Annotated in this window: 15 protein-coding genes; 5 read left to right on the top strand and 10 right to left on the bottom strand. The window is 47.8% G+C overall.

From position 1 onward, the window contains the following. Window positions 1–79: 79 nt before the first annotated feature. Window positions 80–3,304: a TonB-dependent receptor gene (locus tag H3H32_RS29850; protein WP_182459368.1), complete on the bottom strand. Its 3,225-nt coding sequence runs from the start codon at window positions 3,302–3,304 to the stop codon at window positions 80–82. Window positions 3,305–3,788: 484 nt separating this feature from the next. On the opposite strand from H3H32_RS29850, the gene H3H32_RS29845 reads away from it, so the two are divergent. Further along, the gene (locus H3H32_RS29845) at window positions 3,789–4,283 is read left to right on the top strand and encodes an RrF2 family transcriptional regulator (protein WP_182459367.1); all 495 of its coding nucleotides are present in this window, start codon (window positions 3,789–3,791) and stop codon (window positions 4,281–4,283) included. A 102-nt stretch (window positions 4,284–4,385) separates the two neighbouring features. Here the strand turns inward: H3H32_RS29845 and H3H32_RS29840 are convergent, their stop codons facing one another. Next, window positions 4,386–5,903: a DUF4301 family protein gene (locus tag H3H32_RS29840; protein WP_182459366.1), complete on the bottom strand. Its 1,518-nt coding sequence runs from the start codon at window positions 5,901–5,903 to the stop codon at window positions 4,386–4,388. A 170-nt stretch (window positions 5,904–6,073) separates the two neighbouring features. Here H3H32_RS29840 and H3H32_RS29835 point away from each other — a divergent pair, with 170 nt between their 5' ends. Beyond that, window positions 6,074–6,754, top strand: coding sequence for an HAD family hydrolase (locus H3H32_RS29835; RefSeq protein WP_182459365.1), 681 nt, complete (start codon window positions 6,074–6,076; stop codon window positions 6,752–6,754). On the opposite strand, the gene H3H32_RS29830 is transcribed toward H3H32_RS29835, so the two are convergent. The 8 genes from H3H32_RS29830 to H3H32_RS29795 form a co-directional block, all read right to left on the bottom strand. Beyond that, window positions 6,751–7,440, bottom strand: a complete 690-nt coding sequence (locus H3H32_RS29830; protein ID WP_182459364.1) for a hypothetical protein — start codon at window positions 7,438–7,440, stop codon at window positions 6,751–6,753. The two genes, H3H32_RS29835 and H3H32_RS29830, sit on opposite strands and share 4 nt — an antisense overlap. A 195-nt stretch (window positions 7,441–7,635) precedes the next feature. Beyond that, window positions 7,636–8,451, bottom strand: coding sequence for a nitrilase family protein (locus H3H32_RS29825; RefSeq protein WP_182459363.1), 816 nt, complete (start codon window positions 8,449–8,451; stop codon window positions 7,636–7,638). Window positions 8,452–8,542: 91 nt separating this feature from the next. Then, window positions 8,543–9,115, bottom strand: a complete 573-nt coding sequence (gene def, locus H3H32_RS29820) for a peptide deformylase (protein WP_182459362.1) — start codon at window positions 9,113–9,115, stop codon at window positions 8,543–8,545. 72 nt (window positions 9,116–9,187) lie between these two features. Then, on the bottom strand, window positions 9,188–9,604 hold the full coding sequence (ruvX, locus tag H3H32_RS29815; RefSeq protein ID WP_182459361.1) for a Holliday junction resolvase RuvX: 417 nt from the start codon (window positions 9,602–9,604) through the stop codon (window positions 9,188–9,190). A 145-nt stretch (window positions 9,605–9,749) separates the two neighbouring features. Beyond that, entirely contained in the window at window positions 9,750–10,343 is a 594-nt protein-coding gene (locus H3H32_RS29810; RefSeq protein ID WP_182459360.1) for a nucleotidyltransferase family protein, read from the bottom strand. A gap of 2 nt (window positions 10,344–10,345) precedes the next feature. Then, a complete protein-coding gene (locus H3H32_RS29805) occupies window positions 10,346–11,524 on the bottom strand; it encodes an XdhC family protein (protein WP_182459359.1) in 1,179 nt (392 codons plus the stop codon). Window positions 11,525–11,631: 107 nt separating this feature from the next. Next, window positions 11,632–13,836: a xanthine dehydrogenase family protein molybdopterin-binding subunit gene (locus tag H3H32_RS29800; RefSeq protein WP_182459358.1), complete on the bottom strand. Its 2,205-nt coding sequence runs from the start codon at window positions 13,834–13,836 to the stop codon at window positions 11,632–11,634. After that, window positions 13,833–14,339, bottom strand: coding sequence for a (2Fe-2S)-binding protein (locus H3H32_RS29795; RefSeq protein WP_182459357.1), 507 nt, complete (start codon window positions 14,337–14,339; stop codon window positions 13,833–13,835). The genes H3H32_RS29800 and H3H32_RS29795 overlap by 4 nt, the downstream gene beginning before the upstream one ends. Window positions 14,340–14,569: 230 nt before the next feature. On the opposite strand from H3H32_RS29795, the gene H3H32_RS29790 reads away from it, so the two are divergent. The 3 genes from H3H32_RS29790 (at window position 14,570) to H3H32_RS29780 (ending at window position 16,581) form a co-directional block, all read left to right on the top strand. Then, window positions 14,570–15,334: an NUDIX hydrolase gene (locus tag H3H32_RS29790; protein ID WP_182459356.1), complete on the top strand. Its 765-nt coding sequence runs from the start codon at window positions 14,570–14,572 to the stop codon at window positions 15,332–15,334. A 61-nt stretch (window positions 15,335–15,395) separates the two neighbouring features. After that, window positions 15,396–15,797 (top strand): ketosteroid isomerase-related protein, encoded by a 402-nt coding sequence (locus tag H3H32_RS29785; protein ID WP_182459355.1) that lies wholly within the window; start codon window positions 15,396–15,398, stop codon window positions 15,795–15,797. Between the two features lie 181 nt (window positions 15,798–15,978). Next, window positions 15,979–16,581, top strand: coding sequence for a GNAT family N-acetyltransferase (locus H3H32_RS29780; RefSeq protein WP_182459354.1), 603 nt, complete (start codon window positions 15,979–15,981; stop codon window positions 16,579–16,581). The last annotated feature ends 35 nt before the right edge of the window (window positions 16,582–16,616 follow it).

Below are 16,616 nucleotides of genomic sequence, written 5' to 3'. Positions count from 1 at the left end.
CTGAATGCAAACGCCACAAACAGCAATCGCCCGGCTTTTCAGTCGGGCGATTGCTGTTATTAAGAGAAAGGTGTAAATCTTAGAACGTGTACCGTGCGCCAATCTGCATCTGCCAACGTGATCCCAGCGGATCAATTGAGTAAGGAGCAGCAGGAGCAGTCCAGGTAAACGTTGGATCACCCGTACCAGGGTTGGTTGCCCGTGCCAGACCGATTGAGGCTGTTGAGTTGAACGTGTTAGGCGAGAAATAAACGTAACCCAGTTTCTTGTCTAACAGATTCAGGAAGTTGATGATATCGTAGCTGATCTGGATCGACTGACGGCCTTTCAACTTGAACTCGTGCAGGAAGCGCAGGTCCATCGTGTTGTTCCAGGGAGTACGACCACCATTCCGTTCGGTGAAGGTTCCTTTGCGCGTTTTCAGGTATGAATCTGATTCTACGAAAGCCATGAAGTCAGCAGCTTGTGAACCTGTTGGCAACAGCGTTTGTGCTTCAGCCAGATCTTTAGGGATATATGCTAAGCTGTTAGCCTGGCCTGTACCATCGATCGTTGAGTTAACATAACCCCAAGAGAATGGCGTGCCCGATTGCAGCGAGTAGAACAGGGTAACCGTCGTCGCTTGACTTGGGCTCCACATTTTGCGGTAGTTGATCGTACCGACAATCCGGTTCCGGATATCAAAGTTCGAGTAAGCCAGCTGCGGGTTGTTCGGGTTCAGCGACTGGTTCAACTGCCAGTTCGATTCCATCGAGTTACGGATACCGTTGGTTAGGTCATACGACTTTCCGTAGGTGTAAGCGGCCGAGAAACCAAAACCTGCTGCGTAGTTCTTCTGAATCTGAGCTGTCAGGCTGTAGCGATATCCCTTGTTGGTATTCGACAGCATGTAGGCGTTTGCAAAGTTGTTGTCGATGCGTTGTGCCCCGGCAGTTCCGTTTGCTGCAACATAGATTGGCTGCTGATGCTGCGTATCGTAGCTGTAGTAGCGAACCACATCTTTGGTGTTAACCTGCTGGAATTTCAAATCCTGAATCACTTTCGTATACAAACCTTCGAGCGTGATTTTGTAGCCAGAAACTGTGTAATCAACAGCGAGGTTGTTTCGGAACATCTGTGGCATTTTGAAATTGTTGTCGATCAAGTCGACCTGTGTCCGGGTTACACCACCGTTGGCTGGGTTGTTGTTGATCAATACGCCACCATTCGGTACTAATGGGTCGCCCACCAGTTTAGTTGTTGCTGTAGCGTTATTGTTAAAGTCATACGCACCATACCCTACACCGTTGTTGTAGAACGCATAACCTAACCAGGCAAATGGAATCCGACCCGTGAACAAGCCCGTTCCACCTCGGATCACGACACTCTTATCGCCGTTCACATCGAAGTTAAAGCCTAAGCGGGGCGAAATCTGAACGTTGTTCAGGTAGTTATTTGTGATTTTGTTCAGCGGAGTAAAGCTATAGGTCGTACCCATGTTGGTTGGGTCACCAGCCGAATTGGTTACCTGTGAGCTGAGTGTTGGCTTGTTTGGCAATCCTGTGTAGTCGAAGCGAACGCCAGGAGATAATTTAAAACGATCGCTAAGCTGAATGTCATCCTGTGCATACAAACTCATCAGGTTAACATTGAAGTGGGCGTACGGATTGTTGAATTGGTTATCCAGATTGTTGGTCGCATCGCCGAATGGATACGAACCCCGAACCCGGTTTGGCAATTGAGCCAGAAATTCAGCTGGAGAGCGGTAAGAGATACGTCCGTTAGGCGAGTTAACAAAGCCGTAATCGATGGTGTAAAACTCGTTGTGCGTACCCACTGTGAACGTGTTTTTGCCAAGGTAGAACGTGAAGTTGTCCGTTACTTCGAATGTTTTCTGGCGCAGGTTAAAGACCGATGCCTCCCGGTCGTTTCCTAAGAAGATCGTACCGCCGTTATAGCCAATTTCAACCTGTGGGAATGACCTAACATTGGCCAGTGTATTCCGGAAGTCATGCACGTTTGAGTAACCCAGAATCAAGCTGTTAGATGCCCGACCACCAAACTGACTTTTTAACTCAGCAACCGTGCTGCTTTGGTTGTTCGTCTGTTTGAAATCGATGCTGCCGAAACGGAAGTTTTGAGCATCACGCTCTAAGTTCGTTGCTTCTGAGAATACGGTGTTGTTCCGGATGCTCAACTGGTTCTTGTCGTTGATATTCCAGTCAAGGCGGTTGAAGAACTTCGTGCTTTTCGAGTAGATCGAATAATCGCCAGATGCTCCGGCATCAAGACCATAGGTTGTTTTAACGAAATCGCTGATCTGCTGAGCCAATGCTGGGTCTTTGATCAACGAGCTAGGCGAGCCAGCCTGGAACTGAACAGGGTCTTGGCGACGAGTAATCTCTTCGTTGGTGAAGAAGAAGAGCTTGTTTTTGATCAATGGTAAACCAACCCGAACCCCTGTCTGATATTCATAAAAGGTGCTTGGCAATTTTTCTTTCGCATTCGATGCACCGTTCCAGGAACCTGTCAGGGCTGAATTGCGGGTGAATCCGTATACAGAGCCCGTTACATCGTTGGTTCCGCTGCGTGTTACGGCGTTAACCGAACCACCCAGGAAGTTACCCAGACGAACATCAAATGGAGCTACTGCTACCTGAATGTCCTGGATTGCGTCGAGACTGATTGGGTTTGTCCGTGTGCTCGAACCAGGCTGGCCCGATGTACCGGTTGAACCACCAAGCGAAGGACTAAAGCCGATAGCATCGTTGTTGATCGCACCATCGACAGTTACGTTGTTGTAACGGAAGTTGGTCCCTGCAAACGAGTTGTTGTTGTTAACCTGAGGAGACAGACGGGTCATGTCTGTCAAGCTCCGTGAGATGGTCGGTAACCGACGAATAGCTTCACCGCTTACGTTCAGACCTGCTCCCTGACGTTCACCTTCGCGATTGGCTTTCACCACAACTTCGCTAAGTTGCGTGCTGGCATCCTGAAGTGTGATATTGAGGTTCGTAGTTTCCCCCAGTTGTAACGTTACATCGTTACGGGTTTCAGTTTTGTAACTGACATAGGTAATGACGACTTCGTAGGGGCCACCTGCATTCATGTTGTTAATGCGGTAGCGACCATCGATATCCGTTACGGCTGCGTATTTTGTGCCGGTGGGCGTGTAAACGGCCTGTACAGTTGCGCCAACTAAGGCTTCTTTTTTGGCATCGGTAACATGGCCCGAGAGTCCACTCGTTGTTACCTGTGCCCAGGAGGACAAACTCGCAGCAAAAAGAAGTAGTACAAGTAATGTTGTAGAAATAAATGATTTCATTTGTAAATCAATAGGTGTATTTCGCTGCAAAATTCACGGAAATACCCACGCCCTCTGTTAGGCTAATGTTATGAAAGGGTGATGTATGATTAAGGATTTGTTAAGAACCTATAGCAGGTTGTAATCTAGTGTTAATGAACCCTGATTTTCGCTTGGTGGAGGTAACGAAACGAAAAGATAAATACATTTAAGCAGGTTAAATTCAGGAGCTTACTAAAAACTTAGTGACTTATAAATTATATCTTCGTCCAATACCCAAGTAAGTCGATGAACTTTTAGGATATTTGTAAATGTTTGGCAGTAAACTTATTAGGGTGAATGAGGAGATTTGCTGGAAAGCTAGCTTAGGCTAAAAGATTTTCCGTTGAAGCTCGATAAGTTTTGGCTGAATGTTAAGTACTTACTAATTTGCCCACATACTGCCAGATAATACCTGACAAGTAATTGGCAAGACCATCTCTACAACTCCCTAGTCACCGTAACAATGATCTCTAAGAAAGCGAAGTACGCCATCAAGGCGCTTAAGGTTTTAACTGAAGAATATGGGAAAGGCCCTGTACTGATTTCATACATTTCGGCCAAAGAAAACATCCCTAAGAAATTCTTAGAAGCTATCCTTCTGGAGCTCCGTAATCATGGTATTCTGCAAAGTCAGAAGGGAAAAGGTGGTGGTTATCTGTTACGAGTCGATCCCGCTCGGGTGAATCTGGCGCAGGTATTACGGGTAATCGATGGCCCAATTGCCCCAACCCCCTGTGTATCGTTCAACTTCTACGTAAAGTGCGACGATTGCAACGACGAAGTAACCTGTGCCCTGCGGCCTATTATGGAACGTGTGCGGGATGCGAACCTCGGTGTTTATGAAAACACTACGTTACTGACATTCCAGAATCCGGAATTGCTCGAAACAAAAGAAATTGCTATTGGAGCCGCCACGGCCCAATTAGCCGATGCGTCGGCTAACAAGATGACGGCTTAAATAAAGTTGTAAAGTCATAGAGTTAAAAAGTTGTATAGTTTTTCTGGATGCGCCAGCCACTATACAACTTTTTAACTCTATGACTTTACAACTTACCTTTATTTATTCCTCCGCAGGTTGGTGTTCTTTCCGGAGAAGGTCGTTTACCGTTTTAACGGGATTGAACGTAATAAGGGGAACTTCAACAAAGATGGTGTTCCAATCGGCCATGGCTCCGTTCCACAGACCAGGCAGTTCCTGGGCCTTTAGGTCTTTACCATCTTTCGATTTTGCCGTAATGAAACCGGTTAGTGGGTCGCGGTAGGCGGGTAGATCGTACTTCCGGCCGTTATGGTCTTTCAAGCCACATACTAAATCAACCGGATTGAAGTGGGTAGCCTCATCGAAGATGGCTTTCTGAGCTGGGTTGTCCAAATCAATCTGGGCTGATTCAACCACTTGTAACGAAACAGAACCATCCTGATTTCTGGCCCAGAACGGTCCACCTCCTGGTTCGCCAACGTTTTTTACCATGCCACAGGCACGCACAGGACGATCCAATTTCCGACGGAAGTAATCTACTTTCTCTTCTTTAGACAACTTGTCGAAGCCTTCGGGAGGTAACGTGAATAAGGTACGGCGGAAAAGCTCATCCGCTTCGGCCAGGTAACCGTCGCTTACGTCTTCGCTATCCAGCAATCCCTGGATTCGGGCAATCTGCTGTTGCGCATCCAGTAATACCGTTGCCAGTACTTTTTTGTACGTTACGGTTGCTTCCTTAATCTCATCGGGAACAACATTGTCGATGTTTTTGATAAAGACGATGTCGGCCTGAATGTCATTCAGATTTTCGATCAGCGCACCATGCCCCGCTGGACGGAATAATAGCGATCCATCGGCGTTGCGGAAGGGCGAGTTGTCCAGATTGACCGAAATCGTATCGGTCGATTTTTTCTGTTCAGAGAACGAAATGTCGAACGTAACACCCAGCCAGGCTTCGTAATCGGCTTTTTGCTCATGAATCAATTGCTCGAAACGATCGCGGTGTTCGGGCGAAACAGTGAAATGGAGCTTCACCAATCCATCCGAGTTCGCGTAGGCGGCTCCTTCAACCAAATGTTCTTCTACCGGTGTGCGAGGGCCGTCGGCATATTGGTGAAATTTGAGCAGACCTTTGGGCAGGCTGCCGTATTCGAGCCCTTCGTCGGTCAGTAAAAATGTTAAGACCGTTTTCCGATCGTTCTCAGCAACGGCTTTGTCTAAATCCAAACCTTTGGCCGCCATTGCCGCTTTGAGGTCTTCGTAAAAAGCAAAGTCCGTGATTCGGGCGAACACTTCATCGACCGACTTATCGGACTTGCCATCCAAAGCCGCAAATAAGGATTTGAACATTCGGGTGGCAGCTCCCGATGCGGGTACAAATTTGACCAGATCGCGCTCGTGAGCAGCTGCATCGAAACGACGGAGATAATCTGGTATTTTATCTTCAGCAACCCGGACGATGCCATCGCCAATGGTGGCAGCTTTGATAACGTTTAGGAACGGAAAGCCATTGACAAAGTAATTTATCTGTTGGTCAATCTGGTCGAGCGATACACCCTGTACCAGAATCTGGTCTTCATCTTGTTCAGTAAATGCCATAGTATATAAAAAGGGAAAAATAGCGTTAGGAACGGGTGGCAAATTGGGTATTTCAGCAATATGACGCAAATCAAATTATGGTAAAATCAGATGAGGTGCCCATTCTGCAAGCACCTGATTCGCGATTCAACTCGTACTTTTGTCCATTTCCTATACGCCAAGGTACTGCTATGAAACTAATTGCTTTTGATGCCGATGACACCTTATGGGTTAACGAACCAAACTATGTAGATGTTAAGCAGAAGCTATGTGAGCTGCTGTCGCATCACATTGACCAGGATACGCTGGCAGAACGGTTCTACGATGCGCAGATTCGAAACCTTAATACATTTGGGTATGGTGCCAAGAGTTTTATTCTCTCAATGATTGAAACAGCCATTGAGCTAACTAATGGTGCTATAACGGGCACTGAAATTCAACAAATTATCGATGTGGGGCGAAAACTGATCGACTTTCCGATTGATGTGCTGGATGGCGTACATGATGTGCTGGAGATACTTTCGAAGAAATTCGATTTGATGATATTGACCAAAGGGGACTTATTCGATCAGGAAAGCAAGATTGCCCGCTCGGGTTTGGTGCATTATTTTAAACATGTTGAAATTGTTAGTGAAAAAAACGAACAGGCTTATCAACGAGTCTTGCATCGGTACAATGTTCAACCCGCTGACTTCCTGATGATTGGGAATTCGCTAAAATCAGATATTTTGCCCGTGGTTCACATTGGCGGTCGGGCTATATACATTCCGTATGCGGTTACGTGGGTCCACGAACGAGTGACAGATAGCCAACTGGTAGGCAAATCGTTTACAACCCTGACTAGCGTGCGGGAGCTACTGGACTTACTCTAGTGAGCTGCACTGACTAATCGTCTGTCGTATTGAATCAAGGCCTCAATTAAAACCTGATCAGTTAGTTCGTTAGCAGCAATGAAGTTGGCTAGTTCTGACCCCATGTTGGGTAAAACCCGACTAAGCGAATATTCGGTAGGGATTATGAACTTAGGACGTTCGCCTTCTTTCTGGATATATAGATCGCCGGTTAAAATATACTCCGCGGCAAAGCGATCTTCGGGCATAACTCGGGACGTATATAGTTTCCAGTCGATAGGCCGTAGCTGCTTGGTCCATCTACGGAATAATCTGGTCTTGTCATCGTATAGGACCTCAAAATACGTGACCCGTTTCACCTTCATGACTTTATACAGATCGGCCATAAATCGTCGGCCTTCAAACGTAAACTCGTCAGGTAAAGCCTGAACTACGTCGGAGGAATCGTTCAGCCGCCAGTATATCTGATCCGAAACAAGATTATAGGCAATCTTTGCGGGCACTTCACGCTCGTTTCTATAAATCAAATAGCCTTGATGCCAGACAATATCGCCTAAATAAGCACTACCCAAATACGTAATTCCTTTAATGGTATCTGTGGTAACTAATCTGCCTTTTTTGTCGTAAATAATGGATCGCTGACCGAAACTGGAACTGAGTATAAGTCCGTTCAAGACAACAGATAAGAATAAGGTGAAGATTTTCATGGTATAGGATTTATTAGCTTTATAATGCTAATAAACCTATTTCAACGAATTTTACCCAGCTAAAATGAGAAATTAATCAACTTTTAAGTAACTAATATTTCAACTTTAGGACTAATTGTGTGTAGCGTCGCGACACGACTATCCTGCAACTTGGATTAGCTACTGGCCGATTATTGGAGTACTGAAAATAGTGGCCTATTGAATGGTAAAGCTGTCCGCATCCAGATTCGCCGGAAACTTTTCCCGAAATGCCCGCAGTTCATCCAGCGATAGAGTTTGGTGGTGGACAATTTCTGTGTCGGAGTGTCGGAATAGGAGGTCACCCTTAAAATCAATAACGGCAGAGTCGCCCGTATACGGGTGCCCGTTTGCATCTTGCCCAACCCGATTGACAGCTGCCACGTAGCTCAGATTTTCGATGGCGCGGGCTTGAAGTAACGTATTCCAGGCGTTGCGCCGAACAGATGGCCAGTTGGCGATGTAGATTAATAAATCGTAGTCGAAATTTTTTGAACTGGCAGACGGACTGAAGCCGGACGCGGCCCGGTCCGTAGGTACATTTCTACTCCAGACGGGAAAGCGGAGGTCGTAACAAACGAGTGGGCAAATGCGCCAGCCTTTCCACTCTTTCACAATCCGACGTGTTCCGGCGGTGTAAACTTTATCTTCGCCCGCCATCCGAAACAGGTGACGCTTGTCGTATACATCGAATTGGCCGTCGGGCTGCATCCAGATCAGGCGATTGAAATAGTTGCCTTTCTCCTGAACCACATAGCTGCCTGTCACAACCGCTCCTGTTTGGGCGGCCATTTGCTTTAGCCATCGAAACGTCGCCAGTTTCATGGATTCGGCCACCGCCTGGGCATCCATCGTGAAACCTGTTGTGAACATTTCGGGCAAAATGATCAGATCTGTAGGTTCTGACAGATTGAAAATGCGCTCCTCCAGCATAGCCCGATTAGCCACCGGATCATGCCAGTAAAGTTCGGTTTGGAGGAGGGTGATGTTCATAAGAAGGAGGGAGGAAAGGGAAGAAGGAAGGAAGGGGAAAAGGGGGAGCTACTAATCCTTCGTCCCTTTCCTCCTTTCTCCCTCTACTCCCTTACTTTGGAAACTTCATTTTATACTCGGCGTCGGTTTTGCCTTTCGAAATGTCGGCTAGTTTTTTCTTGATAAGCGTCCGGCGGATAGTAGGCAGATAATCGGTGAAGAGCTTCCCGTCGAGGTGATCGTATTCATGTTGAATAATACGGGCCGCCATGCCTTCATATTCTTCTTCGTGCTCGTTCCAATCGGTATCAAGGTAGCGGATAACGACGATCTCCGGCCGAAACACTTCGCCCCGAATGCCGGGAATACTCAGGCAACCTTCTTCAAACCCCCAGTCATCGCCCGCTTCTTCAATGATTTCGGGGTTGATGAATACCTTTTTAAACCCGATCAGGCTTTGATCGATGTCTTCTTCGGGTTCGTCTTCGTTCAGCGGTTCGCCATCCACCACGAACATCCGGATACTTTGCCCGATTTGCGGAGCGGCCAGCCCAACACCCGATGCAGCATACATCGTCTCGAACATATTCTCACTCAACGTTTTCACGTCGAGGCTATTGGGTTCAATATCTTTGGCTCGCTTCCGTAAAACCGGATCGCCGTAGGCAATAATTGGGAGAATCATATCTTTAATGATGAATGATGAATGATAAATGATGAATGCGATTAGTTAAAATCATTCATCATTTATCATTCATCATTCTTTTCTGCTTTCCATATATGACTGAAGAATAATAGCCGCGCTTATTTTGTCGATATTACCTTTTATTCGTCGATCTTTTTTGGTACTTCCACCTGCAATCATGGCTTGTAAGGCCATAACAGACGTAAATCGTTCGTCATGCCAATAAACCGGAATGTCGGGCAATGCGTTCTGCAAATGCGTTACGAACTTCCTGACCCGAGCGGTATTGTCGGTATCCAGACCATCTAGCCCTTTCGGAAGACCGACAATGAATGATTCGACTGGCTCCTTAAGAACATAGGCTTTCAGAAACTTCAGCACTTCATGCGAGGGAACCGTTTCCAGCGCCGACGCAATAAGTTGTAAAGAATCCGTTACGGCGATACCCGTACGTTTCATGCCATAATCGATTGCCAGGAGTCGTGCCATTTCAGTAGCAAAGGTACGAAGGGGAGGGGAAGGGGCAAAAAGCGGGGCGCAGGGTGTTGGAGAGAAAAAATGCTTAATACGCTAGTTTTTAGGTAAGGCATCTGAGGTTGTACACCGGAGTGGTACTCCGGTGTACAACTGCTACCTAGCTGTTTGCACGCCATGTTGCCACATCCTGAGCTGTATCTAAATCAATATCAGCTAGTGGGAATGGGATCTCGGCGCAGTCGCCAGCATATTGTTTAATGAGTTTACGAGCACCTATGTCGCCCAACAGGTTCATAAACTCGGGAGCATAGCGAATATCAAACAAGGCTGGGACACCCAGATGGCCCGCTTCGCCATAGCGACAGGCAACAATGCCTCGTCCGGTCTGTTGCTGAGTCGAGATTAATTGTTGGAGAAGGTCGGCTGTAACATAGGGCTGATCAGTCAGAACAACTAAAAAGAAATCGACAGGCTCATCGGCTAGGGTATTTAAGCCAACTCGAAGAGACGAGGCTATGCCTTCGTGCCAAGTAGGGTTCTGAACAATGCGGACAGGCAAACCAATTAGCTCAGGTTGTATCTGGTTTTGATTAGCTCCTAAAATAACAATTACCGGACCTGTTTGTAGCGATAATGCCGCATCGCTAATTTGCCGGATTAGGGTCGTGCCATTGTGAGTAAGTAATTGTTTTGGCTGGCCGCCCAATCGGGTTGAAGCTCCTGCGGCCAGAATAATTGTAGCAATGGACATGCTTAAATGGCAATATCTACGTTCATGGAATCAGAGTCAAACATAGTCTGCCGACCATGATTCAATGAATTGCCAGATAACCGTTCGTGAATAGGGCCGGACTTATCTTTCAGAAAGCCAGCTGCGCCTTTGGTAAAAAATGCTTTAATCTCGGCCATAATGGAGAGGGCAATTTCATCCGGTGTTTCGGCACCTAAATCCAGTCCGATAGGGGCATGAACTCGATTTAATGAGGAATTACTAAACTGCACACCGTCTTTTTTGAACTCGTCCTGCATCTTATCGAATCGTTTGCGGGGACCTAGCATCCCAATATAAGGAACGTCAGTCGCGAGTAGCTTTTCGAGTACGGCTTTGTCGTAGTTGAAATTGTGCGACATCAGCACGGCAGCTGTGCGATTGGTAATCGTAAGTTGATCAATAACTGCCTGTCGGTCGGAATAGAGCACACAGGTAGCAGCCGGAAATCGTTTGGGCGATAAATGGGCGATACAATCGTCGGTAACGGTCACCTGCCAGCCAAGGTCGCGGGCCAGCTTTGCTACAGGAATAACGTCGTAACCAGCGCCGAAAATGACCAATTCAATGCCCGGATCAATCCGCTCGATGAATAATTCGGCGCTGCCCGATTGTACAGAATAAGCGCGTGTTAAAGGCTTGCCTGAGCTGAACACACTTTGCATGTCGTCATAGAGCCAGTCTGGAATAGATGCGGTAGTTTCTTCGGTGAGCACAAACCGATTACCTGGGGCCAGCCCTGAAAACTCATCGCTTTTCAGAACGGTAGCCAACGCCCGGACGTCGCGTTTTTGGGTAAACTCTTTCAGTAGTGTAATCGGATTTTGTGAGCTACTGGGGTCGATTGGCTCAATCAGCACATCAATAATGCCATTGCAGCCAAGCCCAACCCCGAAGCTATTCGCTCCGTCATCCATTGTATCATAGGTCACCACAATCGGTTGGCCATCGAGCATGACCTGCCGGGCCTTCCGTAACGCGTCTCCTTCCAGACAGCCACCACTAATGGCACCCTCCCAGCGACCGTCGTCGGTAATGAGCATACGCGCACCAGGACGCCGATAAGACGACCCTTCAACCCACACGACGGTTGCCAAAGCGGCCTTTCGCTGGCTGAAATCAACCTGCTCAAAAACCTCAACGATACGGCTTATTTCTTTCATAGCACTTAGTTTACGGTTTTCAGTTTACGGTATTTGGTTGGCTGACGCAAGAAATAGTGACGCGTCAGCCAACCGAATACCGTAAACTGAAAACCGAATACCTTTACTTATACCTTCTCTAAATCAAATGGTAATCGGCGGATGCGTTTACCGGTTGCAGCAAAAACGGCATTGGCTAAGGCGGGGGCTAACGGTGGTAAACCCGGTTCGCCAACGCCTTTGATTGTCGGACCGCCTTCGGCTAAAATATGTACCTCAATCGCAGGCATTTCGTTAATGCGTAACATCCGATTGGCGTCAAAGTTTTTCTGAACAGCTCGCCCATTTTCGAACGTGATACCGTCTTTGGTTGCCGCTGTTAGCGCCATTGCAATAGCGCCTTCAACCTGCGCTTTTACGGTATCTGGATTAACAACGGTACCTAAGTCAATAACACAATAGACCTTATCAACCCTAACACCCCCAGACTTGTTTTTCGTGACTTCGACAACCTGGCCAGCCAGCCCTGCGAAAAATTCCCATTGAGCAACACCGCGCCCTTTACCAGCCGGGAGTGGTTTGTCCCAACCTGATACTTCTTTCAGTTTTGTCAGCACCCGTTTCGCATCAGATTCTTTCGACAGCATCGACAGCCGGAAAGCCAGCGGATCTTGACCCGCTTTATGGGCCATTTCGTCCAGAAAGCACTCATGCGCAAACGCCAGCGTCGAACTTGTTACCGATCGCCAGTACGTTAGCGGAATGTGCGTTTCGGCGTGAACGTAACGGGTATTCAGGTTTGGAATTTCGTATTTCTGCTCGTTGGTGCCTTCAAGCATGGTGCCGTCGGGCTTGGTCTTATCATATTTCTCGTTCATCGTCGCGTCAATCGAGGGCGAGATGACTTTGTGTTGGAAGGCTACCGCTTTTCCATCTGCCGATAAGGCTCCACGCATGGCCGAATAGGTCATCGGTCGGAATGGTCCCATCTGGGTATCATCTTCCCGGGTCCAGACGACTTTAACAGGCTTGCCAATGGTTTTGGAAAGTAGAGCGGCTTCAGTAGCAAAATCCTGCGTGAGCCGACGGCCAAATCCTCCACCATTGAACATAATGTGTACGGTAATATTGTCGGCAGGGACTTTCAATATTTTTGCCACTTCATCTCTAACCAAATCACCGCCCTGCGATGATACCCATAATTCAATCTTGTCGCCCGGCGTGGATTCGCCCGGCTGATAATGGGCCAACGCGTTCATCGGCTCCATCGGCGAGTGACTCACGATGGGCGTTTCGTAGAGGGCATCGAGTTTCGTGGGAGCGTCGGCAAATGTCTTGTCGAAATCACCTGCGTTATGGCCAACGACGCCATCGGATTTAGCTAATTCCCGAAGATTTTTTTCGAAATCAGCTGATTGGAAAGTATCGTGTCCCTGATGATCCCATTTCACCTTCAAAGCTTTACGACCCTGTAAGGCGGCCCAGTAATTATCAGCGATAACGGCCACACCTTCGTAGCGATTTTTACCAACGACTCGCTCTACCTTCACGGCCTTCTGAACACCTTTGACTTTCAGCGTCTGAGCAGCATCAAAACTTACCAGTTTACTGCCTAATACCGGGCAGCGCTCGATGGACGCGTATACCATGCCGGGTACTTTGGCATCCATACCGAAGTTGGCTTTTCCAACTACTTTTAGCGGGACGTCGGGCCGGGGCATCGATTTGCCCAGCATCGTAAACTGCTTCGGGTCTTTTAGCTTCGGTTCTTTCGGAACCGGGAGTTTGGCGGCTGGCTCGGCTAGTTGCCCATAGGTAAGCTTTTTGCCCGTTGGTTTGTGGACAACAGTCGCATTCTCGGCGAAACATTCATCGACGGGTACACTCCATTGATCGCTGGCGGCTTTAATCAGCATTTCGCGGGCCGATGCGCCCACTTTACGCATCTGCGTGTAGCCACCCCGAATCGAGCCGCTGCCCCCTACGGCTTGCGACCACATTCCCCCGTATTTGGCCTCACCGCCCGTTTGGCGGATAATAACCTTGTCCAGAGGAACTTCGAGTTCTTCGGCAATCATGGCTGGCACGGATTGATAGGTGCCCTGACCAATTTCGGGTCGAGGGTTCATGATTGTTATCCGTCCCGATTTTTCAATAATAATATAGGGCGTTAGCTCAACGGATTCCGGTAAGGCGCTCAGGTTCAGAACGGGGCTGGTAAAGCCTTCGGCTGTAGGTAAACCAAGGGCAAAAGCCGCTCCGGTCAGGCCAGCTGCTTTTAAAAAAGACCGCCGGGATGTATTGGTGTTGCTAGTGGTAGGTTTCTGGCTCATCGCTTCCCGATTTTAGGCGTAGATTTTGGCATTTTAGGGGCTGATTGCATCTCGGATGAAGCCGTATGAATGGCTTTCCGAATACGGTCGTAGGTGCCACAGCGGCAGATATTTCCCTGCATAGCGATGTCGATATCTTCGTCGGTTGGTTTGGGCGTTTGTTTCAGCAATGCTGCCGCCGACATGATTTGTCCCGACTGGCAATAGCCGCATTGGGGTACCTGATGTTCAATCCATGCTTTCTGTACCGGATGGTCGCCGTTTTTAGAGAGTCCTTCGATCGTCGTTATTTTCTGCCCAACAACTGCCGATACCGGAACGCTGCACGAGCGAGTTGGATTACCATCTAAATGGACGGTACAAGCGCCACATTGTGCAATACCACAACCGAACTTGGTGCCTGTCAGGCCAACCACATCACGAATAGCCCATAGCAATGGCATCTCCGGATCTGCGTCAATGGTATGTGGCTGATTATTAATTGTCAATTTTAGGGATGCCATCGCCAATTACGGATAAGGATTGAATGAAATCTAGAACGCTGATTTTTATAATTTTTATGAGTAGTTATGATCTTTGGATCATTCTTGATCACACAGATTTTGAAAATCTGCGGTCCATTCTATTAGGAAAGATACGATTTTTACTAAATCAACAGACAAGCTAATTTATTAAGTAGCTTGCTCTGATAGTGACAAGTAAAAATAATGCAGCGAAAGTTTTACTATTCTGTATGACTTACATTGACCAATTACGGACTTACTATGAACGAGTAACCGAAGAGTGCGTATCTGGCCTATCGCTCGATTGCGTTATTTTCGGATTTCACGATACCCGGCTTAAAGTGCTGCTGTTGAAGTGGAAAGACACAAACGAGTGGAGTCTACCGGGGGGATTTATATACAAAAATGAGTCGGTCGATACGGCCGCCGGGCGGGTACTGCGCGAGCGAACGGGTCTGGATCAACTATTTCTGCAACAGTTTCACCTATTCGGTGATGCGGTTCGGTATGATATTGAGGATACCTGGCAACGGTTAAAAATGCCCATGAAATACGGCATTAACTGGCCCGACCGGACAATTTCGATGGGCTACTACGCGCTGGTCGACTATACGAAGGTGATGCCGACCGCCGATTTTATGTCGGACGAATGCTGTTGGTGGGATATTAGTGAACTGCCGTCGTTGCTGTATGACCATCAACATATTATTGAGGTAGCCCTGAAAACGCTTCGCCTTCAATTGAACTGGCAGCCCATTGGGCTCAATCTGATGCCCGAAAAATTCACCATACCTGAGTTGCAGCGACTCTATGAAGCCGTTTTAGGGCGCCCTTTGGATGCCCGAAATTTTCATAAAAAAATAACCGGGTTGAGTGTTCTAACCCGCTTAGACGAACGGCGGACGGGCGGAGCGCATAAGTCTCCCTATCTATATCAGTTCGATACGGTGAACTACCAGAAAGCGCTGATCAACGGCAATCTGAATTTTGTTTGAGTTCTTCTTTTGATCTCCCTGCCTCTGTGGTTAATACTTATCTTTGCCAAAAACGCTTTTTATGACTGCTCTCGATACTGTTTCACGCTATTACGACGCTTTTAATCGCAAAGATTGGGAAACCATGCTCAGCCTGCTTCACCCAGAAGTTCGCCACGACAGCAATCAGGGAGCCACACGCATCGGTAAAGACGTATTTAGCCAGTTTCTTCAACATATGGACGACTGCTACGACGAAACCCTGACCGATATCGTTGTTATGACCGAACCCACCGGAACACGGGCTGCCTGCGAATTTGTTGTGAATGGGGTCTATAAAAAAACGGACGGCGATTTGCCCGCAGCTACCGGTCAAACTTATGTATTGCCCGCTGGCTCGTTCCTTGAAGTTGCCGATGGCCTAATTACCCGCGTTACAACTTACTACAATCTACCCCTCTGGGAGTCATTGGTACTTGGGTAATAAGTTGACACTGGCGCGAGTATTTACCGCTCGGGCGGCCCCGTCGTGCCTGTTCATATAGCCAGTATTCACTGGCGTTCTATCTATAACACGTCAGCGAATGCTGACTTCATGAACAGGCACGACGGGGCCGCCCGAGCGGTAAATACTCGCGCCAGACGCACCTAGTCTCTATCTTCCATTGCCAAATAACAACCTAACCTTCCGCCGATTAACAGGCCCAGATTTCCGAACTGTCTTCGACGACTTAGCGGCCTTGCGGATCGCTGTTTTTTACGACTTCCCGTATTTGTATAAGGGAACGGTCGAGTATGAGAAAACCTATCTGGAAACCTATACTCGTGCTGAACGGTCATTTCTGTTTGCGGTTTACGATGGAGATCAGATGGTTGGCGCCACCACAGCTTTGCCCTTACGAGACGAAACTGCCGACGTACAAGCTCCTTTTCTGAAAGCAGGTTACGATCTTGATACGGTATTCTATTTCGGAGAAAGTATTCTGTTGCCTGCTTACCGGGGTCTTGGCTTAGGTAAGAAGTTTTTTGATGAGCGCGAAGCCCACGCCCGACAGTTTGGCCACTATACAATGACTTGCTTTTGCGCCGTACACCGCCCTGCGGATCATCCACTTCGTCCGGCAAACTACCAGCCCCTTGATAATTTCTGGACAAAACGGGGGTATCAGCGGGATGAAAGCCTACAAAGTGAATTCGTTTGGCCCGACCGAAACGAGACAATTGAAACTGCCAAGCCGATGATCTATTGGAGACGAGTGCTCGACTAATTTAAGCGATGAGCGAGCTCGAAAGTCTTCTTTTC

The organism is Spirosoma foliorum (assembly GCF_014117325.1).
Classification (GTDB): Bacteria; Bacteroidota; Bacteroidia; order Cytophagales; family Spirosomataceae; genus Spirosoma; species Spirosoma foliorum.
The sequence above is the reverse complement of the archived record's forward strand: the minus strand, read 5'-3'. Positions and strand labels throughout refer to the sequence as shown.

What these genes read in the sequence shown, in the direction of transcription:
- ruvX (WP_182459361.1), bottom strand. Translation starts at nt 9,604, where the DNA reads ATGGCACGACTCCTGGCAATCGATTATGGCATGAAACGTACGGGTATC.
- H3H32_RS29845 (WP_182459367.1), top strand. Translation starts at nt 3,789, where the DNA reads ATGATCTCTAAGAAAGCGAAGTACGCCATCAAGGCGCTTAAGGTTTTA.
- H3H32_RS29830 (WP_182459364.1), bottom strand. Translation starts at nt 7,440, where the DNA reads ATGAAAATCTTCACCTTATTCTTATCTGTTGTCTTGAACGGACTTATA.
- H3H32_RS29785 (WP_182459355.1), top strand. Translation starts at nt 15,396, where the DNA reads ATGACTGCTCTCGATACTGTTTCACGCTATTACGACGCTTTTAATCGC.
- H3H32_RS29800 (WP_182459358.1), bottom strand. Translation starts at nt 13,836, where the DNA reads ATGAGCCAGAAACCTACCACTAGCAACACCAATACATCCCGGCGGTCT.
- H3H32_RS29835 (WP_182459365.1), top strand. Translation starts at nt 6,074, where the DNA reads ATGAAACTAATTGCTTTTGATGCCGATGACACCTTATGGGTTAACGAA.
- H3H32_RS29810 (WP_182459360.1), bottom strand. Translation starts at nt 10,343, where the DNA reads ATGTCCATTGCTACAATTATTCTGGCCGCAGGAGCTTCAACCCGATTG.
- def (WP_182459362.1), bottom strand. Translation starts at nt 9,115, where the DNA reads ATGATTCTCCCAATTATTGCCTACGGCGATCCGGTTTTACGGAAGCGA.
- H3H32_RS29795 (WP_182459357.1), bottom strand. Translation starts at nt 14,339, where the DNA reads ATGGCATCCCTAAAATTGACAATTAATAATCAGCCACATACCATTGAC.
- H3H32_RS29840 (WP_182459366.1), bottom strand. Translation starts at nt 5,903, where the DNA reads ATGGCATTTACTGAACAAGATGAAGACCAGATTCTGGTACAGGGTGTA.
- H3H32_RS29790 (WP_182459356.1), top strand. Translation starts at nt 14,570, where the DNA reads ATGACTTACATTGACCAATTACGGACTTACTATGAACGAGTAACCGAA.
- H3H32_RS29825 (WP_182459363.1), bottom strand. Translation starts at nt 8,451, where the DNA reads ATGAACATCACCCTCCTCCAAACCGAACTTTACTGGCATGATCCGGTG.
- H3H32_RS29850 (WP_182459368.1), bottom strand. Translation starts at nt 3,304, where the DNA reads ATGAAATCATTTATTTCTACAACATTACTTGTACTACTTCTTTTTGCT.
- H3H32_RS29805 (WP_182459359.1), bottom strand. Translation starts at nt 11,524, where the DNA reads ATGAAAGAAATAAGCCGTATCGTTGAGGTTTTTGAGCAGGTTGATTTC.